Source organism: Stenotrophomonas sp. 21LCFQ19 (genome assembly GCF_056861425.1).
Genome location: NZ_JBSPUF010000006.1, coordinates 62,393 through 88,364, shown reverse-complemented (window position 1 = coordinate 88,364; position 25,972 = coordinate 62,393). Strand labels below are relative to the sequence as shown.

At 64.3% G+C, this 25,972-nt stretch carries 22 protein-coding genes; 9 read left to right on the top strand and 13 right to left on the bottom strand.

From position 1 onward, the window contains the following. Positions 1 to 116: 116 nt before the first annotated feature. The 4 genes from AC13FW_RS08525 to AC13FW_RS08510 all read left to right on the top strand — a co-directional run bounded on the left by AC13FW_RS08525 (position 117) and on the right by AC13FW_RS08510 (position 3,095). Positions 117 to 392: a polyhydroxyalkanoic acid system family protein gene (locus tag AC13FW_RS08525; protein WP_282267046.1), complete on the top strand. Its 276-nt coding sequence runs from the start codon at positions 117 to 119 to the stop codon at positions 390 to 392. 79 nt (positions 393 to 471) lie between these two features. Continuing rightward, a complete protein-coding gene (locus AC13FW_RS08520; protein WP_282267047.1) occupies positions 472 to 936 on the top strand; it encodes a phasin family protein in 465 nt (154 codons plus the stop codon). Between the two features lie 273 nt (positions 937 to 1,209). Then, positions 1,210 to 1,977: a YggS family pyridoxal phosphate-dependent enzyme gene (locus tag AC13FW_RS08515; RefSeq protein WP_482988871.1), complete on the top strand. Its 768-nt coding sequence runs from the start codon at positions 1,210 to 1,212 to the stop codon at positions 1,975 to 1,977. Positions 1,978 to 2,072: 95 nt separating this feature from the next. Then, positions 2,073 to 3,095, top strand: a complete 1,023-nt coding sequence (locus tag AC13FW_RS08510) for a restriction endonuclease (RefSeq protein ID WP_482988817.1) — start codon at positions 2,073 to 2,075, stop codon at positions 3,093 to 3,095. 88 nt (positions 3,096 to 3,183) lie between these two features. Here the strand turns inward: AC13FW_RS08510 and hutC are convergent, their stop codons facing one another. Both hutC and AC13FW_RS08500 read right to left on the bottom strand, forming a co-directional pair. Continuing rightward, positions 3,184 to 3,912 carry a histidine utilization repressor gene (hutC, locus tag AC13FW_RS08505; protein ID WP_482988816.1) on the bottom strand — a complete coding sequence of 243 codons (729 nt, stop codon included), beginning with the start codon at positions 3,910 to 3,912 and terminating at the stop codon, positions 3,184 to 3,186. A gap of 42 nt (positions 3,913 to 3,954) precedes the next feature. Next, entirely contained in the window at positions 3,955 to 5,319 is a 1,365-nt protein-coding gene (locus tag AC13FW_RS08500; protein WP_482988870.1) for a formimidoylglutamate deiminase, read from the bottom strand. A gap of 66 nt (positions 5,320 to 5,385) precedes the next feature. Here AC13FW_RS08500 and hutI point away from each other — a divergent pair, with 66 nt between their 5' ends. The 5 genes from hutI (at position 5,386) to AC13FW_RS08475 (ending at position 13,499) form a co-directional block, all read left to right on the top strand. Continuing rightward, complete coding sequence (hutI, locus tag AC13FW_RS08495) at positions 5,386 to 6,591, top strand: imidazolonepropionase (protein ID WP_482988815.1); 1,206 nt, start codon at positions 5,386 to 5,388, stop codon at positions 6,589 to 6,591. Between the two features lie 51 nt (positions 6,592 to 6,642). Beyond that, the gene (gene hutH, locus AC13FW_RS08490) at positions 6,643 to 8,190 is read left to right on the top strand and encodes a histidine ammonia-lyase (RefSeq protein WP_482988814.1); all 1,548 of its coding nucleotides are present in this window, start codon (positions 6,643 to 6,645) and stop codon (positions 8,188 to 8,190) included. A gap of 335 nt (positions 8,191 to 8,525) precedes the next feature. Continuing rightward, entirely contained in the window at positions 8,526 to 9,377 is an 852-nt protein-coding gene (gene hutG / locus AC13FW_RS08485; protein WP_482988813.1) for an N-formylglutamate deformylase, read from the top strand. After that, the gene (hutU, locus tag AC13FW_RS08480; RefSeq protein ID WP_482988812.1) at positions 9,374 to 11,041 is read left to right on the top strand and encodes a urocanate hydratase; all 1,668 of its coding nucleotides are present in this window, start codon (positions 9,374 to 9,376) and stop codon (positions 11,039 to 11,041) included. Before hutG ends, hutU begins: the two co-directional genes overlap by 4 nt. A 361-nt stretch (positions 11,042 to 11,402) precedes the next feature. After that, a complete protein-coding gene (locus tag AC13FW_RS08475) occupies positions 11,403 to 13,499 on the top strand; it encodes a CocE/NonD family hydrolase (protein WP_482988811.1) in 2,097 nt (698 codons plus the stop codon). 173 nt (positions 13,500 to 13,672) lie between these two features. Here AC13FW_RS08475 and recJ read toward each other — a convergent pair whose 3' ends face one another. The 11 genes from recJ to AC13FW_RS08420 form a co-directional block, all read right to left on the bottom strand. Further along, positions 13,673 to 15,400, bottom strand: coding sequence for a single-stranded-DNA-specific exonuclease RecJ (recJ, locus tag AC13FW_RS08470; RefSeq protein WP_482988810.1), 1,728 nt, complete (start codon positions 15,398 to 15,400; stop codon positions 13,673 to 13,675). After that, complete coding sequence (locus tag AC13FW_RS08465) at positions 15,393 to 16,316, bottom strand: phosphoglycerate mutase (RefSeq protein ID WP_482988809.1); 924 nt, start codon at positions 16,314 to 16,316, stop codon at positions 15,393 to 15,395. The genes recJ and AC13FW_RS08465 overlap by 8 nt, the downstream gene beginning before the upstream one ends. Positions 16,317 to 16,318: 2 nt before the next feature. After that, positions 16,319 to 16,783, bottom strand: coding sequence for a transcription elongation factor GreA (gene greA / locus AC13FW_RS08460; RefSeq protein WP_481533823.1), 465 nt, complete (start codon positions 16,781 to 16,783; stop codon positions 16,319 to 16,321). Positions 16,784 to 16,791: 8 nt separating this feature from the next. Continuing rightward, positions 16,792 to 20,034 carry a carbamoyl-phosphate synthase large subunit gene (gene carB / locus AC13FW_RS08455; RefSeq protein ID WP_481533802.1) on the bottom strand — a complete coding sequence of 1,081 codons (3,243 nt, stop codon included), beginning with the start codon at positions 20,032 to 20,034 and terminating at the stop codon, positions 16,792 to 16,794. Positions 20,035 to 20,088: 54 nt separating this feature from the next. Next, complete coding sequence (locus tag AC13FW_RS08450) at positions 20,089 to 20,649, bottom strand: DUF2059 domain-containing protein (RefSeq protein WP_482988808.1); 561 nt, start codon at positions 20,647 to 20,649, stop codon at positions 20,089 to 20,091. Then, positions 20,646 to 21,776, bottom strand: coding sequence for a glutamine-hydrolyzing carbamoyl-phosphate synthase small subunit (gene carA, locus AC13FW_RS08445; protein ID WP_482985334.1), 1,131 nt, complete (start codon positions 21,774 to 21,776; stop codon positions 20,646 to 20,648). The genes AC13FW_RS08450 and carA overlap by 4 nt, the downstream gene beginning before the upstream one ends. Before the next feature lie 237 nt (positions 21,777 to 22,013). Next, positions 22,014 to 22,745, bottom strand: coding sequence for a 4-hydroxy-tetrahydrodipicolinate reductase (gene dapB, locus AC13FW_RS08440; protein WP_482988807.1), 732 nt, complete (start codon positions 22,743 to 22,745; stop codon positions 22,014 to 22,016). A 51-nt stretch (positions 22,746 to 22,796) separates the two neighbouring features. Continuing rightward, a complete protein-coding gene (locus AC13FW_RS08435; RefSeq protein ID WP_296252141.1) occupies positions 22,797 to 23,303 on the bottom strand; it encodes a hypothetical protein in 507 nt (168 codons plus the stop codon). A 265-nt stretch (positions 23,304 to 23,568) separates the two neighbouring features. Further along, on the bottom strand, positions 23,569 to 23,823 hold the full coding sequence (locus AC13FW_RS08430; protein WP_296252139.1) for a DUF6587 family protein: 255 nt from the start codon (positions 23,821 to 23,823) through the stop codon (positions 23,569 to 23,571). Then, entirely contained in the window at positions 23,823 to 25,679 is a 1,857-nt protein-coding gene (gene feoB / locus AC13FW_RS08425; RefSeq protein ID WP_296252137.1) for a ferrous iron transport protein B, read from the bottom strand. The genes AC13FW_RS08430 and feoB overlap by 1 nt, the downstream gene beginning before the upstream one ends. Continuing rightward, complete coding sequence (locus AC13FW_RS08420; protein WP_296252135.1) at positions 25,676 to 25,924, bottom strand: FeoA family protein; 249 nt, start codon at positions 25,922 to 25,924, stop codon at positions 25,676 to 25,678. Before AC13FW_RS08420 ends, feoB begins: the two co-directional genes overlap by 4 nt. Positions 25,925 to 25,972 lie beyond the last annotated feature (48 nt).

Below are 25,972 nucleotides of genomic sequence, written 5' to 3'. Positions count from 1 at the left end.
CAGCAGACTAGCAGGTCATCCGGTCATGCAGAAGATGTACGCAAGGCTTGGACTACGCCGCGTCGGTCCGCACAATGGCGCATCTTTCTTACAAACAGCAGTCCAGGCCATACGCCATGTCCACCATTGATATCCAGCACGCCCATTCCCTGTCCGATGACAAGGCCCGCACCGCCATCGCAGAAGTCGCGGAGAAACTGCAGGAGCGCTTCGACGTGGCCACCCGCTGGGACGGCCCGGTGCTGCACTTCAACCGTTCCGGCGTGGACGGTGCCATCGAGCTGCTGCCGGGTGCGGTACGGGTCAAGGCCGAGCTTGGCTTCCTGCTGTCGGCAATGAAAGGCATGGTGGAGTCCGAAATTCAACGCGTGCTGACCGACAAGCTCGGCTGAGCGGGTACCGTCACACAACTCGAGCCGCCAAGCCGTTACGGTGTAGCTGAACTCTTCAACCCCGCACAGGAGCATCGTCATGACCACCTACGAGCAACGCCCGGAAGACGAAGACGACACCACTGGCGCGCAAGGCCAGGCCGAGCGCTTGACCAGGAAGGTGACCGAGTCGGCCCAGCAGGTATGGCTGGCAGGCCTGGGCGCGCTGTCGCGTGCGCAGGCCGAGGGCAGCAAACTGTTCGACACCCTGGTCAAGGAAGGCCAGGACAGCGAAGCCCGTTCCCGCGAGCAGTCGCGCAAAGGCGAAAGCCTGCGCGACACCGTGGAGAACACCCTGGGCCAGGCCCGCGAGCGCGCCGCCGGCACCTGGGACAAGGTCGAAAAGTCGTTTGAAGACCAGGTCCACAACGTGCTACGACGCATGGACATCCCCTCGCGCTCGGACATCGAGGCGCTGAACGACCGCCTGGACGCCCTCAACCGCCGCCTTACCCGGGCCGAGAGCCGCGCCGCGCACGACGGGCAGCACGCTGAAGATCAATGATGTTGCAAAGCAGCATTGGTTGAGCAAGAATCAATCACCCGCCAGCAGTACCGCGCCGTAAGTCTCCCTCCCCTCACGGCATCGGATGGCGGGTTTTTCATGCCTGCGATTTGCCCAGGCGGCCGAAATCCGGGTTTCGAACCCGCCAGCGAGCGATAATCCGCTGTTTACCGCGCCGCTCACGCAAGCAGCAGACGGCGGCCGCAAACGCTGGAGACACGCATGCACACCCCGTACCCGGATCCTGATCCCGGCACCCAGACCCGACACGCCATGCACGGCCAGTATCCGCGTGCCGAAACCGTGGACGATTTCCGCCACAACCTGGCACTGGTCAACGAACGCATCGCCGCTGCCTGCCAGCGCGCCGGCCGCGCCCCCGCCAGCGTGCGACTGCTGCCGGTCAGCAAGACCATCGACGAAGCCCATATCCGCCTGGCCTATCAGGCCGGTTGCCGCGTGCTGGGCGAGAACAAGGTGCAGGAGGCCCACCACAAGTGGGAGGCCATGCAGGATCTGGGCGACCTGCGCTGGTCGGTGATCGGCCACCTGCAGACCAACAAGGCCAAGCTGGTGGCGCGTTTCGCCGACGAATTCCAGGCCCTGGACAGCCTGCGTCTGGCCGAAACCCTTGAACGTCGGCTGCAGGCCGAAGGCCGCTCGCTGGACGTGTTCGTGCAGGTGAACAGCTCCAACGAGGCCAGCAAGTACGGGCTGGCACCCGAAGCGGTCGCCGGTTTCCTGCAGGCCCTGCCGCGCTCCGGCGCGTTGCGGGTCCGTGGCCTGATGACCCTGGCCCTGTTCTCCGCCGAGCCGGTGCAGGTCCGGGCCTGCTTCGTTCGTCTGCGTGAGCTGCGCGATCAGCTGCGCCAGCACGCACCTGCCCACATCGGGCTGGATGAGCTGTCGATGGGCATGTCGGGGGACTTCGAGATCGCCATCGAGGAAGGTGCAAGCGTGGTCCGGGTCGGTCAGGCCATCTTTGGCGCGCGGGCGCTACCCGACAGCCATTACTGGCCGGCGACAACGCCTGCGGATTAATTCACGGGCGCAGTTCAAAAAGGCGAAGTCAGCCTGCTCTTACGGTCGTCAGGGAAGATAGACTGGGCGCCATCTATAGGCTTTCAGGTATGTCGATGTTTTCGTGGATTCTGGCCCTGTTGCTTGCGTTGCTCTTGTGGGGCCTGGCTTCTGCATACCTCTGGTTGGTCGCCCGCCGTCAAACCGAGCGCCAGCATGGCCTGGCCGCATTGGCTGGCATGCGCTGGCGCGAGTTTTCCCGCATCGTGCACCAGGCCATGGCCGAGCAGCGCGACCTGCACCCGCTGACCGACGACGATGAAAACGACCGCGGCACCAGCAGCGATTTCCTGCTGCAGCGCGGCGGCCAGCGCTGGCTGGTGTCGTGCAAGCACGGCCGCGCCTACCGCTTCGATGCGACTGCCATCCATGAGCTTGCCTCGGCCATCAGCCTGACCGGCGCCGCTGGCGGCCTGCTGATCACCGAAGGTCACGTTGAGCGCGACGGTCTGGCCGAGGCGGAAAAGCACTCGATCGAAATCATCGATGCGCGCCAGTTGTGGGAGCTGCTCAAGCCCTATATGCCCACCGAAGCGCACGAGACAGTCACTGGCATCGCCCGCCGCGAAGCGGTCCGCCACACAGGCATTGCCGGATTGGCGGCAGCCACCCTGGGCCTGCTGGCCGGCATGGGCTACATGACCATGCAAGGAGATTCCCCAGCAGCCGCACCGATCGACACGGCACCGCAGGTTGTCGCCGAACCAACTGCCGAACCGGCAGCTCCAGCACCAGCTGCAGCCGAGCCTGCCGCTGAGCCCAGCAAAGCCAAGCCTGCCGCCGCCGCAGCGAGCGCCCCCCACCCGGGCGACCTTGTGCAGGACCCGGACGCCGCCACCTTGCTGCGCTACCAGCAATCCGTTTCAAAAGCCCTGGCCGGCACTTCCGGCGTGGTCAGCGGCATCTGGTTGACCCGCTCCACCCTGTCGGTGGAACGCAGTGGCGATGACGCCCAGGTGTGGCCGCTGATCTGCCAGCAGCTGCAGCGCTACCCGGCGCTGCGCACCACCCGCGTGCAGCTCAACCCGCGTCCCGGCGTGGATGAGCCGGTGCGCTGGCGGCAGTGCAGCACCATCTGAGAGTCAGCAGCTTCCAGCCAGGCCATTGGCTTGGCTGGAGATTGAATCGGACGGATTGAATCGGACGGATTGAATCAAACGCCTGGAATCAGCGTGCGCCAGGCGCGAAGCGGGCAATGAGGTCGTAGGCATCGCCGAGGAACATCTGCCGCACCCAGGTGATGGGCAGTTCGCCACGCCAGGTCTGGCGGTCGATGACCAAGCAAGCCGTGCCCACCGCAACCTTCAGCAATGCGGCTTCGTCAGCGGTCGCGGCCACCGCGCTGATGCGATGCTGGCCGCGCGTCCATGACACGTTCTGCAGCAGCCAGCTGCCCGGCGCATGGATGGAGAAATCCACCTTCAAGGTTTCCGGCACCGCTTCGGGATTGATCAGCCGGCGCTCCAACGCCAGCGGCTTGCCGTCGGCCAGGTGCAGGCAGCGCATCGCCAGCAACTTGCCGTCACCTACCAGTTGCAGCTCTTCGGCCGAGGTTTCCCTGGCCTTGCGGTGCGCGCGCTCCAGCAGCTGGAAACCGTATTCGTGGCCGCGGTCGGTGACCGCCACCTCGATGTCGGGAATCTCAAGCGCGACCTGCTCCAGATGCGGTGGCTGCCGCGCCACGAACGAGCCGGCGCGTCGGCGGCGCTCGATCATGCCGCTCTCGGCCAGCGCGGTGAGGACCTTGTTCACCGTCATCCGCGAGCAACCGTACTGTTCCATCAACTCGTGTTCGAACGGAATACGGAAGCCCGGCTCCCATTCGCCGCTGAGGATGCGGCCTTCGATGTCACTGCGGATGCGGTGATTGAGGGTGGGAGCTTTCTTGCCCTTCACTCGGGTTTCCTGAAAGAGACGGTGTCTGGCCGATAACCGACCTTAGCCCAGTATCCGCGCAAGCGCGGCTCGGTAACGCGCGCTGATCGCATCGCGGTTCACGTGGCGACCATCGCGGACCAAGGCCCGACCGTTGCGCCAGACGCTGCGAAGGGCGCCATTACGTGCGGCGAACAGCCAGCTGTCAAGCAAGGCGTCACCGCTGCGATTGAGCAGGGCCGGATGCCGGGCATCCAGTTCCAGCAGATCAGCAGCAGCGCCCACACTCAACCCCGCCTGTACACCCAACGCCTGTGCGCCACCCTCGCCCGCCTGCTGATAGAGCCAGCGGCCACTGGACAGATCGCCCGGCGAAAGTACATTTCGGCCCCGTAGCTGCAGGCGCTGGCCATACTCGAGCAGACGCAGCTCCTCGGCCGCATCGATCAATACATTGGAATCGGAACCGACGCCGAAACGACCGCCGGTCCGCACGAACTCGCGCATCGGGAACAGGCCGTCGCCCAGATTCGCCTCGGTGATCGGGCACAGGCCGACCACCGCGCCACTGTCCGCCATCAACTGCACTTCCCTGTCGTTGACGTGGGTAGCGTGCACCAGACACCAGCGCGCATCGACAGCTGCATTTGCATACAGCCATTCGACCGGTCGCTGGCCGCTCCAGGCCAGGCAGGCATCGACTTCGCGGGTCTGCTCGGCGATATGGATATGGATCGGGCCCGGTGCCAATGCAACCAACGCCTGCAATTCTTCCGGTGTGCTGGCACGCAGGCTGTGTGGGGCCAGCCCCAGCACCGCATCGGGCGTGTCTGCCAGGGCACGTTTGCAGCCTTCAAGCAGGTCCGCAAAACCATCGATGTCGTGCAGGAAGCGCCGCTGCGCCGGGGTTGGCGCGGCTCCGCCAAAGTCGCTGTGCGCGTAGAACACCGGCAGCAGGGTCAGGCCCAGACCGGTTTCATCCGCCGCCGCCGCAACCCGTACCGACATTTCTGCATGGTCGGCGTAACGGCTGCCGTTTTCGGTGTGGTGCAGATAGTGGAACTCGCCGACGCGGGTGAAGCCGCTTTCCAGCATCTCCATGTAGGCCTGCGCGGCAATGGCCTGGAAGGTCTCCGGGTCCAGCCGGTCCAGGAACCGGTACATCAACTCGCGCCAGCTCCAGAAGCTGTCGCCGGAGCGCCCACCAACCTCGGTAAGCCCGGCCATCGCCCGTTGGAAGGCATGACTGTGCAGGTTGCCCAGGCCCGGCACCACCACGTCCAGACGCTGCGACTGGCCGTCCCAGGCTTCGCCGGCAACCACCGCGGTGATGCGCCCGGCAACGCTGTCGATACGCACATCCTGCGCCCAGCCCTGCGGCAACAAGGCGTGGGCGGCGTGGAAACGAACCGTTGGGGCTGGCTTGATCGTTGTCACTGGACACTCTCCGATGGTCGCCGTTATTGTATATACAAATAGGCACGGAGAGGGACAATGCGCTGCGACACGCTATGGCACAACGCCAACCTGATGACCCTGGACGACGCCTCGGGCGGACTGGGCAACATCCGCGACGGTGTTGTCGCCGCCCGCGATGGCCGCATCCTGCATGTCGGGCCAGCAACAGATGCCCCTGCATTTGAAGCCGATAACCGCATCGACTGCAATGGCCGCTGGATCAGCCCCGGCCTGATCGACTGCCATACCCACCTGGTCTATGCCGGCAACCGCGCAGGCGAGTTCGAGCAGCGCCTGCAGGGCGTGACCTACGCACAGATTGCCAAGGCCGGTGGCGGCATCGTTTCCACCGTCAGCGCGACCCGCAACGCCGATGACGCGGCCTTGATCGAGGCCAGCCTGCCCCGCCTGGATGCGATGCTGGCCGAAGGCATCACCACCATCGAGATCAAATCCGGCTACGGCCTGACCCTGGCCGACGAACGCAAGCAGCTACGCGTTGCGCGCGAACTGGGCCTGCTGCGCAAGGTGGAGATCGCACCGACCTTTCTTGGTGCACATGCCGTGCCGCCAGGCTATGAGGCACAGGCTTACATCAACGAAGTCTGCGCCGTGATGATTCCGGCAATCGCCGCGGAGGGGCTGGCCGATGCCGTCGACATTTTCTGCGAGAACATCGCCTTTTCGCCTGCGCAGGCGCAGCAGGTTTTCGACGCCGCCAAACAGCATGGGCTGGCAATCAAGATCCATGCAGAGCAGCTGTCCAACCAGCACGGTGCGGAATTGGCCGCACACAATGGCGCGCTGTCCGCGGACCACATCGAACACCTGGATGAAGCAGGGATTGCCGCGATGCGCGCCTCGGGCACGGTCGCCGTGCTGCTCCCCGGCGCCTACTACTTCACCCGCGAGACCGTGTTGCCCCCCATCCAGGGCCTGCGTGATGCAGGCGTGCCGATGGCGCTGGCCACCGACAGCAACCCGGGCACCTCGCCGCTGACCAGTCCGCTGCTGACGATGAACATGGGCGCCACCTTGTTCCGCATGACCGTAGCCGAGTGCATCGCCGGCTTCACCCGCGAAGCCGCGCGTGCCCTTGGCCGCGGCAACCGCATCGGCAAGCTGATGAACGGCATGGACTGCGATCTGGCCATCTGGAACATCGAGGCACCCGCCGACCTGGTCTACCGGATCGGCTTCAACCCCTTGCATGCCCGCGTCTGGCGCGGGCAAACCGTTTGAACGTCCCCCGCTTCAATCTCGCACTTTGAACCTCGCACTGCTGGAGCACGCATGAGCACTACCTTGACCCTCCTCCCCGGCCACGTTCCGTTGGCGCAATGGCGGCAGATCTATCGCGGCGCCAACGTGCGCCTGGATGCATCGGCCCAAGCCGCGGTACTGCGCAGCGCACAGGTGGTGGATGCCATCGTCGCCAAGGGCGAGCCGGTCTATGGCATCAATACCGGCTTCGGCAAGCTGGCCAGTGTCCGCATCGAGCGCGAGGACCTGGAAACCCTGCAGCGCAATATCGTGTTGTCGCATGCCGCCGGTGTAGGCGAGCCGATGCCCGCCAACGTGGTCCGGCTGATGATGGCGCTGAAGCTGACCAGCCTCGCGCAAGGCGCATCGGGTATTCGCCCGCAGACGCTGGCGCTGCTGGAAGCAATGTTGCAGAAGGATGTGGTGCCGGTGGTGCCCTGCCAGGGCTCGGTTGGCGCGTCCGGCGACCTCGCGCCGCTGTCACATCTGGCCAGCGTGATGATTGGTGTTGGTGAAGCCTTTGTCGGCGGCGTGCGGATGTCGGCCGAAGCTGCCTTCGCGCAGGCCGGCCTGCAGCCGTTGGTGCTGGGCGCGAAGGAAGGCCTGGCGCTGCTCAATGGCACCCAGTACTCGACCGCTTATGCACTGGCCGGTCTGTTCGAGATCGAAGTGGTTTTCCACGCCGCACTGATTACCGGTGCGTTGTCGGTGGAAGCCGCCAAGGGCTCGGATACCCCGTTTGATCCGCGCATCCACAGCATTCGTGGCCAGCGCGGGCAGATCGCCACCGCCGCGGTGCTGCGCGAGTTGATGCAGGGCTCGGCAATCCGCGAATCGCATCGCGACAATGACGTGCGCGTGCAGGACCCTTACTGCCTGCGCTGCCAGCCGCAGGTGATGGGCGCCGCACTGGACGTGATGCGCCAGGCCGCCACCACCCTGGAAATCGAGGCGAATGGCGTCTCCGACAACCCGCTGGTGTTCACCGACACCGGTGAAGCACTGAGCGGCGGCAACTTCCACGCCGAGCCGGTGGCATTCGCAGCGGACATGCTGGCGATGGCGGTCTGCGAGATCGGCTCGATCAGCGAGCGCCGCACTGCCATGCTGGTGGACCCGGCGCTGTCCGGCCTGCCGGCCTTCCTGACCCCAAAGCCAGGCCTGAACTCCGGCTTCATGATCCCCCAAGTCACCGCGGCAGCACTGGTGTCGGAAAACAAGCAGCGCGCCTATCCGGCCAGCGTCGACTCGATCCCGACCTCGGCCAACCAGGAAGATCATGTCTCGATGGCTGCGCACGGTGCGCGTCGTTTGATCGCCATGGCTGAGAATGCTGCCAATGTGATCGGTATTGAACTGCTTGCTGCCGGCCAGGGCTGTGATTTCCATGCGCCGCTGCGTTCGAGTTCAGCGCTGGAGCAGGTGCGTTCGACCTTGCGCGCGCAGGTACCGACTTTGGTGGACGATCGTTACTTCCATCCGGACATGATTGCTGCGACTGCATTGGTGCGTGCGGGCGCGTTGACGGCTGGCTTGGGTGTGCAGTTGCCGGGTGTTGATGTGACTGACAAGGCCTGATTGAAGCGTATGCAGAGCTGCCGGCTAGCGTTGGGGCTTTATCGCGAAGAGCGCCCTCACCTGCCCTCCGGGCATCCTCTCCCGCTTGCGGGAGAGGCGACAGCGAGCAGCGCTGCAATCTTCCAGACCAAGCACAGTTCACCGCAAGCCACGATGCAATCCCTTCTCCCGCTTGCGGGAAGAAGAGCCTGCCCCCGCGAAGGCGGGGGGGGCGCAAAGCGCCGGAAGAGGGGAGCTTTCGACCTTCACCGTGTAAAGCGCCCCCCCTTCTGCCCTTCGCGCATCTTCCCCCGCCAGCGAGGGAAGAACATTGCCCCCCTGCCCCAGGAATCCCCATGACGAACGCCACTGACTGGCTGCAGATCCACCACGGTCACGCTCCACTGATCGTCAGCTTCCCGCATACCGGCACCGAGCTTCCTGCCTCGCGCGTTGGCCACTTCGTGTCACCGTGGCTGGCCCGCCGTGACGCCGACTGGTGGGTGCACGAGCTGTATGCCTTCGCCAAGGCAATGGGCGCGACAACGGTACGCACCGCCATCTCGCGCTCGCTGATCGACGTCAATCGCGACCCATCCGGTGCATCCCTGTACCCAGGGCAGAACACCACCGGCCTGTGTCCGCTCACCACCTTCGACAACCAGCCGCTATACCGCGCCGGCCACGAACCAGACGAGGCGGAAATCCAGTATCGGCGCGAAACCTGGTTCGATCCCTACCACGCTGCACTGGCCGGCGAGATCGCCCGCTTGCGCGCGCAGCATGAAACCGTGGTCGTCTACGACGCGCACTCGATCCGTTCCCTGATTCCGCATCTGTTCGATGGCGAACTGCCGCAGTTCAATATCGGCAGCGCTGGCCCCAGCGGCGCGCCGGATACCTCCTGCGACAACGCGCTGACCGACGTGGTCGAGAACCTGTGCGCCATGAGCGGCATGAGCCACGTGCGCAACGGCCGCTTCAAGGGAGGCTGGATCACCCGCCACTACAGCAATACCGCCAACGGCGTGCACACCCTGCAGATGGAACTGGGCTGCCGCGGCTATATGCACGAACCCGCACCCGAGGACGTGGACGAGCACAGCTGGCCCACGCCCTACGACCCCGAACACGCAAGCCCCGTCCGCAACACCTTGCAGCAAGTGCTTGGCGCTTGTCTGGAATTTGCTACCAGGAGAAATGCATGACCCGTCACGACCCCTCCCGCAACCCGCGCGCACCTCGCGGCGATACGCTCAACTGCAAGTCCTGGCAGACCGAAGCGCCGTTCCGCATGCTGCAGAACAACCTCGATGCCGAAGTCGCCGAAGACCCGACCTCGCTGGTCGTCTACGGTGGTATCGGCCGCGCCGCACGTGATTGGGAAAGTTACGACAAGATTCTGGAAACCTTGAAGCGCCTGGACGACAACCAGACCCTGCTGGTGCAATCCGGCAAGCCGGTCGGCGTGTTCCCCACCCACCCGGATGCACCGCGCGTGCTGATCGCCAACTCCAACCTGGTGCCGCATTGGGCCAACTGGGAGCACTTCAACGAGCTCGATAAGAAGGGCTTGATGATGTACGGGCAGATGACCGCCGGCAGTTGGATCTACATCGGCAGCCAGGGCATCGTCCAGGGCACCTACGAAACCTTCGTGGAAATGGGCCGCCAGCACTACGGTGGCAGCCTGAGCGGCAAGTGGATCCTCACTGCTGGTCTCGGCGGCATGGGCGGCGCACAGCCGCTGGCTGCTTCGCTGGCCGGTGCCAGCAGCCTGACCATCGAATGCCGCCAGAGCAGCATCGACTTCCGCCTGCGCACCCGTTACGTCGACGAACAGGCCAGCGACATCGACGACGCCTTGGCACGCATCGCCAAGTACACGGCGAGCGGTGAAGCCAAGTCGATTGCCCTGCTTGGTAACGCCGCCGAGATCCTGCCGGAACTGGTACGCCGCGGCGTACGTCCGGACTGCGTCACCGACCAGACCAGCGCCCACGACCCGGTACACGGCTACCTGCCGATCGGCTGGAGCGTGGAGCAATGGCTGGCCGAACAGCAGGCCAATCCGGAAAAGGTCCGCGATGCCGCCAAGGCAGCGATGCGCGTGCACGTTGAAGCCATGCTTGCCTTCCACGCTGCTGGCATACCGACTGTCGATTACGGCAACAACATCCGCCAGATGGCCTTCGACGAAGGCTTGCAGAATGCCTTCGATTTCCCTGGTTTCGTACCGGCCTATGTACGCCCGCTGTTCTGCCGTGGCATCGGCCCGTTCCGTTGGGTGGCGCTGAGCGGCGACCCGGAGGACATCTACAAGACCGACGCCAAGGTCAAGGAGATCATCGCCGACGATCCCAACCTGCACCGTTGGCTGGACATGGCGCGTGAGCGCATCAGTTTCCAGGGCCTGCCAGCGCGCATTTGCTGGGTTGGCCTTGGCCTGCGCCACAAGCTCGGCCTGGCCTTCAACGAAATGGTACGTAACGGTGAACTCAGCGCACCGGTGGTGATTGGCCGCGATCATCTGGACAGCGGCAGCGTCGCGTCTCCAAACCGCGAAACAGAATCGATGAAGGACGGCTCGGATGCGGTCTCCGATTGGCCACTGCTGAACGCCATGCTCAATGTCGCCGGCGGCGCCACCTGGGTAAGCCTGCACCACGGCGGCGGCGTCGGCATGGGTTACTCGCAGCACTCCGGCGTGGTCATCGTCTGCGACGGCAGCGAGGCCGCCGACCAGCGCATCGCACGCGTGCTGTGGAACGACCCCGGTACCGGCGTGATGCGCCATGCCGATGCCGGCTACGACATCGCCATCGACTGCGCCAAGGAAAAGGGACTGGATCTGCCGGGCATCCTCGGCTGACCGAACGCCTTTGGTCGTGAATGCAAAGGGCAGGCCTGTGGCCTGCCCTTTGTGCTTTCCGCACTGAAGTCCAACGGGTTCGTGCCTGCCATGAGCCGGGCTGCCGCAACGCACCCAAACCCGGCATCGCCCGCTTGTTGCAAGCCTGCGACCGGCACAGACCTGCCGTTACGCGCATCCATGCGATGTGCTATTGAAGACCAACGATCAAACCGATGGTCTTGCCATGCGTGGCTTGCTTGCCCTATTACTGTTGCTCGGCGCGGGAAGTGCCTCGGCCCTTGCCATGTCGCCCCCCGCGTCGGCGCGGCCTCAGCCCGCCGATGTAGATGCCACCATGCCCGGGCTTGCAAGGCTTACCTTGAACCGCCTGCCCCACGGCGACGGACAGCAGCTGCTGGATACCCGTTTCCGACTGCAGATAGTCGCAGGCCAGTACCCACAGGCGATCGAAAGCATTCACAAGCTGCGCGCATTGCGCGGCGATCCACCCCAGCAGCCACCGTTGTATCTCCAGTACGAGATCTACGCGAGCGCCAAACAGCTGCAGCAAACGCAACGAATCAGTTTCGCAGACGCATGGAAGCGCAGTTTTGCAGACCACTTCCAGCAGCTCGATGACCCGACCGCCCTGAAGGCCGAATTCGCTTTCGACAGCAACCTGCAACGCCTGCGCGAACAGCGGGACAGGCTGATCGACGCCACCGACAGTGTCACGGCACTGAACGACGAGCAAGCCACCGCCCTGCTGCGTGCATGGCAGGTGCATGCCGCATACGCGGACTTTCTGCCGCTGGTTCCGCAGGCGATCAGTGAAGATGACGCACGGCGTTACAGCATTGACCGCAACATCAGCATCACCACGCCCGATGGTGCATGCATCTCCGCCATCTCCGTGCATCCAGCCAAGGCCCGCCGACTGCCGGTGCTGCTGACTTTCACCATCTATGCAAATGACGACTGGGCCTGGTCCGATGCCAAGACGATGGCTGCACACGGCTATGCCAGCGTGGTTGCCTACAGCCGCGGCAAGGGTCGCAGCCCTGATCCGATCCGTCCGTATGAGCACGATGGCAGCGATGCCGCAGCGGTGATTGCCTGGGCCGCTGCCCAACCATGGAGCAACGGCAAGGTCGGCATGTATGGCGGCAGCTACAGCGGTTTTACCCAATGGGCAGCACTCAAGCGAGGTGCACCCGCACTCAAGGCCATCGCCACCTCGGCAACCACCGCTCCCGGCATCGACGTGCCGATGGAAGGCGGAATTTTCCTCAACTTCATCTATCCCTGGCCGTTCTACACAACGAACAACACCTCGCTGGACGACGCGACCTATGGCGACAGCTGGCGATGGAACGCCTTGAACAGTCGCTGGTATCGCAGCGGGCAAGCCTATCGCGCCCTGCCGACACTGGACGGCGCGGAAAACCCCTGGTTCGAGCGCTGGTTGCAGCATCCCACCTACGACGCTTACTGGCAGGCCTTGATTCCCCAAGGGCGCGAGTTCGCTGACATCGGCATCCCGGTGCTGGCGACAACCGGCTATTTCGACGGCGCGCAGATTGGCGCCCTGCACTACTTCCGCGAGCATCTGAAGCAGCGCCCGGATGCCGATCACACGCTGCTCATCGGTCCCTACGAGCACTTCACCATGCAGACCGGCGTGCCCGAACAGGTGCAGGGCTATATGCCCGATCCGGTGGCGCGCATGGACCTGCAGGCACTGCGCTTGGCGTGGTTCGACCACGTACTCAAAGCAGCAGCCAAACCAGCGCTGCTGGCTGGCAGGGTCAACTGGCAGGTCATGGGCAGCAACCAGTGGCGGCACGCCGCATCACTCGATGCAATGCCGACACGCCAACAACGTTTCTACCTGCTGCCCGCCAGCGGCGGCCATCGACTCGCCGCCGAACCAGCACCCACACGCAGTAGTGTGCAACGCATCGATTTCCGTGATCGCGGCGACGCGGCATGGCAACCGCCAACGCAGGTCATCAACCGCGAGCTTGATACCCATGCCGGCCTGGTCTTCCTGAGCGAACCGCTGGCACAGGACACCGAGCTGGCCGGCGCGTTCTCGGGCACATTGGATTTCAGCCTCAACAAACAGGACGCCGACATCGCGCTCGCCATCTACGAACTCACCGCCGATGGCGACTATCTCGATCTTGCCTACTGGCTGCAGCGGCTCAGCCATGCAGCCGACCCCAGCCAGCGCCAGCTGCTCGCACCCGCACAACGGCATAGCGTGCGCTTGACCGACACCCGTTTGCTGGGCCGCAAGCTCGCTGCAGGCAGCCGTCTGGTCATCACCCTTGGAGTCATCAAGCAACCGGATCGGCAGCTCAATCTCGGCACCGGCAAGGACCCCAGCGATGAAACACTGGCTGATGCGGGTACGCCCTTGGAGATACGCTGGTATGGCAGCAGCCATATCAATCTCCCGCTGCGCGAATGAAGCATGCGCCGACGCCTGCCTTTCTTCATGCCCCGCTGGAGTTGGAACCAGCAATGCATGGATACGCGCATTGCACTGGAACGCCCGGATCCTGGCGAGGCCCCTCGATCAACCTCTCGTAGCGGCATTGTGCGGGCACGACGTTCAGCCGAACACACTACCTCGCGCCGGAATCAGACAGATGCGCAGTGCTCGACGATCAACTGGATCGCCTTGCCACCGCGATAGTCATCACTCACCAGACGGTAGGCGATCTGCACCTGTTGCGCAGGTGCCGCGCCATTCCAGCCATTGAAGTAAATGGCATTGATCCGCGCGGCACTGCCCGACTGGCGCAACACCAGCTTTAGATGACGTTCTTTCAGCACCCGCCATTCAAGCACTTCGAATGCGCCATCAAACAATGGTTCGGCAAACCCCTGGCCAAACGGACCGGCCAATCGCAGCGCCTCAGCGTGCTGGAAGTCCAGCTCGACGGGGGACAGCTCGCCATCGCTGAGCAGTTGCTGCTGCAGCAGCGCCGGATCCAGGCTGTGCTGCACCTGCTGCTCGAACGCAGCCTTGAACGCTTCCAGGTTTGCCAACGACAAGCTGAGGCCCGCTGCCATCGCATGGCCGCCGAACTTCTCCATCAACCCTGGGTGATTGGCGTTCATTGCAGCCAAGGCGTCACGAATATGGAAGCCGCTGATCGAGCGCGCGGAACCACGTAATGCATCAGCACCGGGCTCGGCCGGGGCGAACGCAATGACCGGCCGATGCAGCCTATCCTTCATCTTTGAAGCGACCAGACCGACCACGCCCGGATGCCATTCGGCATCGAACAGGCAGGCCGCAACCGGGCGTTGCATGGCGTCATCCAGCAGTGCGCGGGCGACGGCACGCTCGGCATCGTCGGTCATGATCTGCTGTACCGCGCGGCGCTCGGCGTTGATCTCTTCCAGCACCGTGGCGATGTGCCGCGCCTGTGCCGGGTCTTCGGTCAGCAACAGCTCGATACCCAGCGCCATGTCTTCCAGGCGCCCTGCAGCGTTCAACCGTGGCGCAACGGCGTAACCGATGTCGCTGGCGCTGAGCCGGCGCGGGTCACGTCCGCTCACCTCGATCAAGGCCTGCAGGCCGACGCTGGCCTTGCCGGCGCGCAGTCGCCGCAAACCTGCTGAAACAAGGGCGCGATTATTTTCATCAAGCGCCACCAGATCGGCGACAGTGCCGACGGCGACCAGGTCCAGCAGCGTCAGCAGGTCAGGCTCGGCCTGCGTCCCGAATGCGGATTGCTCACGCAAGTGACGACGCAGCGCCATCAACACATAGAAGATGACGCCGACACCGGCCAGTGCTTTGCTGGGGAATGCGTCACCGTCCACGTTCGGATCGACGATTGCATCGGCCGGCGGCAACTGCTCACCGGGAAGATGGTGATCGGTGACCAGAACCTGCCAGCCCAAGGCCTTTGCCGCGCGCACGCCGGCATGACAGGCGATGCCGTGATCGACCGTGACCAGCAGGTCCGGTTTCAAACCAGCCAATTCTTCAACCAGGGACGGCGACAAGCCGTAGCCATGCAGCATCCGGTTTGGCACGGCATGCACCACGTCGCGTGCGCCCAGCATGCGCAGTCCGCGCACGCCTACCGCGCAGGCAGTGGCACCGTCGCAGTCGAAATCACCGACTATAAGAATGCGCTTGTCGTTGGCGATGGCATCAGCAAGCAACTGCACGGCGGCCTGCATGCCGCCCAGCAGCTCGGGCGCATGCAACTGCGCCAGTCGCGGCTGTGCCTGCTCTGGCGTGGTGGCACCACGCGCGGCATAGATGCGGCGCAGCAACGGGAGGGTTTCATCGTTCCAGCCGTCGACCGCGACCATCTCGCGCCGAACGATCTTCAGACTGTCACTCATCGACAAGCGTCATGATCGGTTTCTTCCACAGGAGCCAACGCTGCCCGCGGGTGATGCGATAGCCGGTGCCATCTTCGAAGTCCAGCTGCAACTCGCTGAGTTCGCCACGCTTGAGTGCATCGAGCAAGGGGGTGATCGCATCCCGCGCGAGTTGCTGCAGCGAACGCAGTTGGCGCAGATCGACCAGTGCATCCACGCTCTGCTCGCCGCCCAGGCGCACGCCGGCCATCGCGGCCAGGCCCTGCACCAAGGCATCGCGGCTGCGCACCTGGGCGTGCGCGGTATGTACCGATGCCGGCAGGCTGCCAGCGCCCCAGAACCACAACGAATTGACCGCGCGCTGGCCTTGGGCCACCCGTTGTTCGTTCCATGGATGCTGGTGCAGGACCACCTGCGCTTCGGTCATAAAAGCGCGCCAACGGCGTCCGTTCTCTCCGTTGGGCAGATGCGAGAACAAATCGTCGCCGAGCACCACATCCGGTTCTGCAAACTCGGGCAGCGGCGTGTCAGCCGGCAGGCGCAGGTACCAACGCGAGGGCGTCGGTGCATCCAATTGGTAGCCGAAACCAGCGAACAACGGCTGCAGCGCGGGTAACAAGGCGTCAACGTCAGCCTGCTCCAAGCGCAGCGTCTCGGCAGCTGCCATCAGACGTGCACCCTGCATGTCCGGCACGATATTGGCCGGATCGGCGCGCAGCCAGAAGCCGCCCGCGGCATCGCCGGCATCGGTCTGGCGGGTCAAGGCGGCAGCCGACCAGTCGGCCGGCTGCACGCTGAAGTGACGGCGCAGCTGCGCCGATTCACCGGCCGTACCGAGCGAGCGCTCGGCACGGCCCAGGGCCATGGCCACCTGCGCCGGCAGTTCGCCTGCCGGAAAACGGCTGCGCGCGGGCAGCAGCAGCGTGGCTTTGGCCATCGTCAGTCGAGGTATTCGACGCTGACGATTTCGTACTCGCGCTGGCCAGCCGGCGCGTCGATGGCGATGGCGTCGCCTTCGTGCTTGCCGATCAGCGCACGCGCCACCGGCGAGGAAATGGCGATCAAGCCCAGCTTGATGTCCGCTTCCAGGTCACCAACGATCTGGTAACGCTTTTCTTCGTCGCTCTCGACGTCAGCCAGGGTCACCGTCGCACCGAATACCACCTTGCTGCCAGCGTTGAGCTTGCTGATGTCGATGATTTCCGAATGTGACAGTTCACCTTCCAGCTGCTTGATGCGGCCTTCGATGAAGCCCTGCTCTTCGCGTGCGGCGTGGTACTCGGCGTTCTCCTTCAGGTCACCGTGCTCGCGTGCTTCGGCGATGGCGGCGATGACCTTGGGGCGCTTCTCCGACTTCAGGTGATCCAGTTCGTCACGCAGGCGCTTGGCGCCTTTCATCGTGATGGGGGCTCTCATGCATTCAGCTCCTTGTGCAGTTCCTGCAGCGACAACACCGGACCGGTGCCACGGAACTCCAGCGACTGCACCAGCGCCTTGGCGCCAGCAACGGTGGTGGAATACGTGATGCGGTTCTGCAGTGCCTCGCGGCGGATCGAGAACGAGTCGTTGATCGCAGCACGGCCTTCGGTCGTGTTGACGATGTAGACGATCTCGCCGTTCTTGATGCTGTCCACGATGTGCGGACGGCCTTCAACTACCTTGTTGACGACGTCACAGGTATAGCCGTGCTGCTGCAACCAGGCGGCGGTGCCACGGGTGGCAACCAGCGAGTAGCCGCGCTCGACCAGACCCTGCACCGCCGGCATCACGCGCTGCTTGTCAGCGTCGCGCACCGAGATGAAGACCTTGCCGACCGGCGGGGTCTTGATGCTGCCGGCTTCCTGCGCACGTGCGAACGCTGCGCTGAAGGTACGGCCTACACCCATCACCTCACCGGTGGAGCGCATCTCCGGCCCGAGGATCGGATCGACGCCCTGGAACTTGGCAAACGGGAAGATCGCTTCCTTCACCGAGTAGTAATCCGGCACGATTTCCTTGGTCGCGCCCTGCTCGGCAAGCGTCTTGCCGGCCATGCAGCGGGCGGCGATCTTGGCCAGCGCCATGCCGGTCGCCTTGGACACGAACGGCACGGTGCGCGAGGCACGCGGGTTGACTTCCAGCAGGTAGATCACGTCGTTGCCATCGGCATCGGACTGGATCGCGAACTGGGTGTTCATCAGGCCGACGACCTGCAGTGCCTTGGCCAGCTCGGTGACCTGGCGACGCAGTTCGGCCTGGGTTTCAGCCGACAGCGAGTACGGCGGCAGCGAGCAGGACGAGTCACCGGAGTGCACGCCGGCTTCTTCGATGTGCTCCATCACGCCGCCGATCAGGACCTTGCCGTCCTTGTCGCAGATGATGTCGACGTCGGCTTCGACTGCCGCATCAAGGAAGTGGTCCAGCAGCACCGGCGAATCGTTGGACACCTTGACCGCGTCGCGCACGTAGCGGGCCAGGTCGGCTTCGCTGTAGACGATTTCCATCGCACGGCCGCCAAGCACGTAGCTCGGGCGCACCACCAGCGGGTAGCCGATCTCGCGGGCCAGCAGCAGAGCTTCCTGGTCGTTGCGGGCGATGCGGTTCGGCGGCTGCTTCAGGCCGAGCTTCTCGACCAGCTGCTGGAAGCGCTCACGGTCTTCGGCCAGATCGATGGAGTCCGGCGAGGTGCCGATCACCGGCACGCCATTGGCTTCCAGCGCACGTGCAAGCTTCAGCGGGGTCTGGCCGCCGTACTGCACGATCACGCCCTTGGGCTGCTCCAGCTCGACGATCTCCAGCACGTCTTCCAGCGTCAGCGGCTCGAAGTACAGGCGGTCGGAGGTGTCGTAATCGGTCGAAACGGTTTCCGGGTTGCAGTTGACCATGATGGTTTCGAAACCATCCTCGCGCAGGGCGAGCGCAGCGTGCACGCAGCAATAATCGAACTCGATGCCCTGGCCGATGCGGTTCGGGCCACCGCCCAGGATCATGATCTTGTCGCGGTTGCTCGGCGCGGCCTCGCACTCGTCCTCGTAGGTCGAGTACAGGTAGGCGGTGCCGGTGGCGAACTCGCCGGCGCAGGAGTCAACGCGCTTGTAGACCGGACGCACCTTGTGGGCGCGACGCAGTGCACGGATGGCCGCTTCGTTGGTGCCGGTCAGCTGCGCCAGGCGCGCATCGGAGAAACCGGCGCGCTTGAGCTTGCGCAGGCGCGCTGCGTTCAGCGAATCGATACCTTCGGCATGGACCTGCTTTTCGTCAGCGATGATCTCTTCGATCTGGTCGAGGAACCACGGGTCGATGTGCGACAGGCCATAGATTTCTTCCACGCTCATGCCGGTACGGAAGGCATCGCCGACGTAGAACAGACGCTCCGGGCCCGGGGCCTTGAGCTCGCGCTTCATGGTGGCGACGTCGTCTTCGTTGCCCAGGTCCAGCTCGGTCGGGTCGAGGCCGACCTTGCCGGTTTCCAGGCCACGCAGTGCCTTCTGCAGCGATTCCTTGAAGGTGCGGCCCATCGCCATCACCTCGCCCACCGACTTCATCTGGGTGGTCAGGCGCGCGTCGGCGGCCGGGAACTTCTCGAAGGCAAAGCGCGGAATCTTGGTGACGACGTAGTCGATGGACGGCTCGAACGAGGCCGGGGTCAGGCCGCCGGTGATTTCGTTCTTCAATTCGTCCAGGGTGTAACCGACAGCCAGCTTGGCTGCGACCTTGGCGATCGGGAAGCCGGTGGCCTTGGAGGCCAGTGCCGAGGAACGCGACACGCGCGGATTCATCTCGATCACCACCACGCGGCCGGTGGTCGGGCTGATGCCGAACTGCACGTTCGAACCGCCGGTATCCACGCCGATCTTGCGCAGCACGGCGATGGAGGCATCGCGCAGGCGCTGGTATTCCTTGTCGGTCAGGGTCTGTGCCGGTGCCACGGTGATCGAGTCACCGGTGTGCACGCCCATCGGATCAAGGTTCTCGATCGAGCAGACGATGATGCAGTTGTCCGCGGTGTCGCGGACCACTTCCATTTCGAATTCCTTCCAGCCCAGCACCGATTCTTCGACCAGCACTTCGGTGGTCGGCGACAGTTCCAGGCCGCGGCCGACGATCTCGATCAGCTCTTCGCGGTTGTAGGCGATGCCGCCACCGCTGCCGCCGAGGGTGAAGGACGGACGGATGATGGTCGGGTAGCCAACGCGGGTCTGGATTTCCAGCGCCTCTTCCAGCGTGTGGGCGACGGCGGCGGTCGGGCATTCCAGGCCGATCTCGCCCATCGCCACGCGGAACAGCTCGCGGTCTTCGGCCATGCGGATGGCTTCGCGCTTGGCACCGATCAGCTCGACGTTGTACTTCTCCAGCACGCCGTGGTCAGCCAGGTCCAGCGCGCAGTTCAGCGCGGTCTGGCCGCCCATGGTCGGCAGCAGCGCGTCGGGGCGCTCCTTGTCGATGATCTTCTCGACCGTCTGCCAGTTGATCGGCTCGATGTAGACGGCATCGGCCATCTCCGGGTCGGTCATGATCGTGGCCGGGTTGGAGTTCACCAACACCACGCGGTAACCCTCGTCACGCAGCGCCTTGCACGCCTGCGCGCCGGAGTAGTCGAACTCACAGGCTTGGCCGATGACGATCGGGCCGGCGCCGATGATCAGGATGGTTTTTAGGTCGGTGCGCTTTGGCATTTTCTTCTCTAAGTCAGTACAGCGTGTCTGGGGGAAGTGATCGCACGCTGTCGATCAGGAAAACTCTTCTGGATCAATCGTGACACCGCATTGGCTCTGGATGCGCTCGCTCATGCGCAGCGGCAGGCCATCGGGCATCTCGCCCAGCTCCGCAAGCACGGCGCCCAAGGCTTCATAGGAGCCGCTGGCCATGAACTCGCCTACCTGCTTGCGCTCCAGCTCGCTGGGCTCGCCCTCGAACTCGGCGGGCAAGGCGGTGCCGTACATCATCTGGCGCTGGGTCGCGACCATGCGCTTGCCGCCCTGGCTTGAATAGAACGCCTGCCAGCGCTTGAGGTGCTGCTGCCCGTCGTTGCCAAGATTGGCGACCAGGCGATCCACCAGTGCTTCATTCAGCACCTCGCCGATCGGCGTGGCCAGGCACGCGCGTTGTGCTGCCGGAATCTGCTGGAAGAGCGTGACATTGGCCAACATGGACGTGGCCGCGTCATTGCCCATGCGCTCGAAGCCGGTCAGCGGCAGCAGATCGCGGATCTCCTGCGCGGTCACTGGCGCCGCGCTGGCCACCGAGGTGACCAGCAGCGCCGGCAACATCAGCCAGCGCGCCTTGCTCACGCCTTGGCCCCTTCCATCAGGGTGATGAAGCGGTCAAACAACGGTGCCACGTCACGCGGACCCGGCGAGGCTTCCGGGTGGCCCTGGAAGGAGAACGCCGGCGCATCGGTCAGCGCGATGCCCTGGATGGTCTGGTCGAACAGCGAGCGGTGGGTGACCCGCACATTGGCAGGCAGCACGCTTTCGTCGATGGCGAAGCCGTGGTTCTGCGAGGTGATCATCACCCGGCCGTCGTCGATGTCCTGCACCGGGTGGTTGGCACCGTGGTGGCCGTGGCCCATCTTCATGGTCTTGGCGCCTGCGGCCAGGCCGAGCAGCTGGTGGCCGAGGCAGATACCGAAGGTCGGAATCTTCTGCTCGACGAAGGTCTTGATCGCACTGATGGCGTAATCGCAGGGTTCCGGGTCGCCCGGGCCATTGGACAGGAACACACCGTCCGGCTTCAGCGCCAGCACTTCGGCAGCCGGGGTCTGTGCCGGCACCACGGTCAGCTCGCAACCGCGCTCGGCCAGCATGCGCAGGATGTTGGTCTTGACGCCGAAGTCATAGGCCACGACCTTGAACTTCGGTTCGGCGCGCACGAATTCGTTGCGATCCAGGTCCAGCTGTCCTTCGGTCCAACCGTAGGACGTGTCGGTGCTGACCACCTTGGCCAGATCCATGCCCTTCAGGCCGGGGAACTTGCGCGCGGCTTCCAGCGCCTTCTCGACATCGATGTCGGGGCCAGCCATCAGCGCAGCGTTCTGGGCGCCGCGCTCACGCAGGATGCGGGTCAGCTTGCGGGTATCGATGCCGGAGATGGCCACCACGCCGCGCTGGATCAACCAATCCTGCAGCGACACCTGGTTGCGCCAGTTGCTTGGGCGACGCGGCACATCGCGCACGATCAGGCCCGATGCCCATACCTTGGAGGCTTCATCGTCCTGGTCGTTCATACCGGTGTTGCCGATATGCGGATACGTCAGGGTGATCATCTGCCGGGCGTAGGACGGATCGGTCAGCATTTCCTGGTAACCGGTCATGGCGGTGTTGAACACCACCTCACCCACGGATAGGCCGGGCGCGCCTACGGATTCGCCCTCGAATACGGTGCCGTCTTCGAGCACGAGAATTGCGGCTTGGGTCACGGGAATCTCACTTTGGCTACCGGGGGACTCCGAAGCCACGCCTGCGTTCACGGTCAAAAACCGGTTGCAAAAAAGCGCGGACGGCGGTCTGGGAACCGGTCCGGCTAACGTGTTTCGGCGAGCCGGAATTGTAAAGGCATGGGGGCACCAACGCCAGCGCCCCGTTCGCCTCTCTTCAGCTGTTCAGTGGCGACAAAAGCCATGTTCCGGAAGGAAAGTGCCGCGCATTCAGCTGTTTCAGGCCTGCCCGGACGTCCCAACCAGATCCCGCACCCGGTACTGCCCCGGACTGCGCTGGCGCAGTTGCTTGGCCGCGTGCAGCGCCCCGCGCGCGAAAATGTCCCGGTTGGTAGCCCGGTGCACCAGCTCCACCCGCTCGCCAAGTCCGGTGAACTGAACGAAGTGCTCGCCGATGATGTCGCCTGCACGCAGGCTGGCGTAACGCGGCTCCGCACCGCCATGCTGGGCCGACTCCCCCAGTGTCAACGCGGTACCGGAAGGGGCGTCCTTCTTGTGCACGTGATGGGACTCGACGATGTCGCAGTCCCAGCCAGGCAACGCTGCCGCGGCACGCTCCACCAGCTCGGCCAGCACTGCCACGCCGAGACTGAAATTGGTCGCCCAAACCAGAGGGATCTTGTTCGCGGCTGCAGCTAAAGCGGCCTGCTGTACCTCACTGATGCCGGTTGTGCCCGATACCAGTCCCACACCGCGTTCCACGCATAGTGCCAGCACCGGGTCAAAGCCCTCCGGGAGGCTGAAATCGATCGCCACATCAAATGCAGGCGCACCAGACAGCTCGCTGGCGGCGAAATGCGGAATGCCGTCGATCACGCGCTGGATTGGCGGTTTGCGCACCACCGCGGCGACCACCTGCAACGAGGAATCTTCTGCCGCAAGGCGCAGCAGGGCTTGGCCCATGCGGCCGGAGGCGCCATGGATCAGCAAACGGGTTGGAGTCGTATTCATGCCGGCACGCTAACGCTTCAACGGCCCAGCGCACAAGCACACAGCGCGCGATTACATCCTGCCGACATGGGTAATCGAACGACTGCCGGTCATATAGGTCCGCCAGCGGCTGCGTTCCACCGTGTCGCGGCCGCGGCTGACCATGCGCACGCCCGCCATTTCGACAATGGCCGATACCTCAACCTCGGCCGAACGACCGTCACTGGCAATACTGATGCTGTTCACCTTCTGCTCGTAGCGCAGCGGCATGCGACCACCGAAGGTTTCCCGGAACTGGCGCAGCTGGCTCATGCTTTGAGCCAAGGAGGCGCAGTACTGCTCCCTGTCATAGCGCTGTTCGGCCTGCTGGGTTTCGGTCTTGGTTACCGTGGTCTGCACATAGTCTTTCGACAACATCTCGCACAGCGGCTTGTCGTCGCCTGCCGCAAGCGCCTGGTCGGCGCGCAGGTACAACGCGCGCACCTGGGACTCGGTGATCTTGTTGCCACCACGCAGATAGAACGACCCACCTGCAGCCAACACCACGACCAACAGCACAACGCCAATCAATGACTTCATGTCTTCCCCCCTGTTTGCTCCGTGCAATCGACGCAGTGTACAGCCACGAGCCTTCAGCGAGCATCCAAAGGTTGCCTGCACCACTGCCAGCCCCGCGGTCCGGCCGAACGACCCAGCGATGCGCAGCCAGAACCGTAGCCCTGGTAAGCGCAGCGCACCCGGGCTCCCCCTCTACCGAGCCTGGACACCGCTGCAACGCGCGCCATCCAATTGCTCCTGCCTGCAAAGGCAACAACGCCGGGTTTCCCCGGCGTTGTGGTAGTGCTCAATGCTGCTTGGGCTCGCTTGGCCCGCAGCTGTTGCAGCCACCGCATGCCCCTGCAGCGCTGGCTGCCGGCGGCGCCAGACGTCGTCCCCAGGCCTGCAGCCGCGGCGAGCGCTGCGGCTTCACCAGCCACAGCGCCAACACGCCGCGCAGCTTGCGCAATACGCCCGGAAACTGCTTCTTCAGCACCACCCAGGCACTGACCAGCACCGCCACGGCGATGATCAGGTATTGCAGCAGCAGGCCCTTGTCCATCAGCCGGCTCCCAGTGCCACCGCCACCTGGTAGGTGACGAACGCCGCCAGATAGGCCGCGCCGAACAGGTAGACCGTGGCGAAGGCCATCTGCTTCCACGAGTTGGTCTCGCGCTTGATCGTGGCCAAGGTGGAAATGCACATCGGCGCGTAGATGAACCAGACCATCAGCGACAAGCCGGTCGCCAAGGTCCAGCCATCGCTGATCACCGGGGTCAGCGCCTGGATGGCAGCGTCGTCATCGGCTGCCGACAAGGCATAGATGGTGGCCAGCGAAGATACCGCGACTTCGCGCGCACCCATGCCCGGGATCAAGGCAATACAGATCTGCCAGTTGAAACCCAGCGGGGCGAAGATCACCGCCATCGCATGGCCGATCTGGCCGGCGAAGCTGTAATCGATGGCCGGCATGGTCGCGTTCTCGGGTGCACCCGGGTACGACAGCAGGAACCACAACAGGATGGTCAGCGACAGAATGATGCCGCCCACGCGCTTGAGGAAGATCATCGCGCGCTCGTACAGACCCACCAGCAGGTCGCGCGGATTGGGTAGACGGTAGGACGGCAGCTCCAGCATCAAGGGATGCTCGCTCTTGTCACGACGGAACTTCTTCATCGTCCACGACATCACCAATGCACTGAGGATGCCGGCCACATACAGGGCAAACAGCACCAGCCCCTGCTGGTTGAACACGCCCCACACAGTCTTGGCCGGGATGAAGGCACCAATCAGCAAGGCGTACACCGGCAGGCGCGCCGAGCAGGTCATCAGCGGCGCCACCAGAATGGTGGCCAGGCGATCACGCGGGTCCTGGATCGAGCGGGTGGACATGATGCCCGGCACCGCGCAAGCGAAACTCGACAGCAGCGGGATGAACGAGCGGCCGGACAAACCGGCCGAGGCCATCATCCGATCCAACAGGAAGGCAGCGCGCGGCAGATAGCCCGACTCCTCCAATGCCAGGATGAAGGCGAACAGGATCAGGATCTGCGGCAGGAATACCAGCACGCCGCCGACACCGGCAATGATGCCGTCCACCAGCAGGCTGCTGAGCGGCCCTTCCGGCAGCTTCTCGGCCACCACCGGCCCCAGCCAGCCAAAGGCGGCCTCGATGCCATCCATCAATGGCGTCGCCCAGGCATACACCGCCTGGAAGATCAGGAACATCACCACAGCCAGGGTCAGCAGACCGAAAACCGGGTGCAGCAACCAACGGTCCAGCGCATCGTCCACCTTGGCGGTGGGCGCGGGCATGCGCACGGCGGAAGCCAGGATGTCGCGCACCTGCGCGTGGTAATCAGCACCGGGCTCGGCCGCATGCACCGGCATGGCGTCGAGCTTTGGCATCAGGGTATCGATGCGCTCGACCAGCGCGCGCGCGCCGTTGTGACGCACCGCGACGGTTTCCACCACCGGCACGCCCAAGGCTTTCTCAAGTGCAGGTACATCGATCTCGATGCCACGCTTGCGCGCGGCATCGACCATGTTCAGCGCCACCACCATCGGCTTGCCGAGCTCGCGCACTTCCAGCGCAAAGCGCAGGTGCAGGCGCAGGTTGGTCGCGTCGATCACGCAGATCAGCGCATCCGGCGCAGCTTCGCCAGGGTAGAAACCCCGACAAAGATCACGAGTGATGGCCTCGTCCAGGCTGGCCGGGTGCAGGCTGTAGGCGCCCGGTAGATCCAGCACCGCGTACTCTTGCCCGGACGGCCCGCGCATGCGGCCTTCCTTACGCTCGACGGTGACACCGGTGTAGTTGGCCACCTTCTGGCGGCTGCCGGTCAGCTGGTTGAACAGCGCGGTCTTGCCGCTGTTCGGGTTGCCAACCAACGCCAACCGGGCAATAGCGGTACTCATGGCTGTGCTCCTTCGGCGCTGATCTGGACGCGCGCGGCCTCGCTACGACGCAGCGCAAAACGGGTAAACCCGACCTGGAACAGCAACGGCTCACCGCCGACCGGACCACGCGCAACCAAGCGGACTTCCTCTCCGTTCACGAAACCCAGCTCGCGCAGACGGCGCGCGATTGCATCGTTTGCATGCAGGTCCTGAACGCTTTCTACGCGCGCTGAAGCATGCAGCGGCAAATCTGACAACGTCACTGAATAGCGCCTATGGAGTGGTGATAAGAATGGTTATCAATTCTAGCA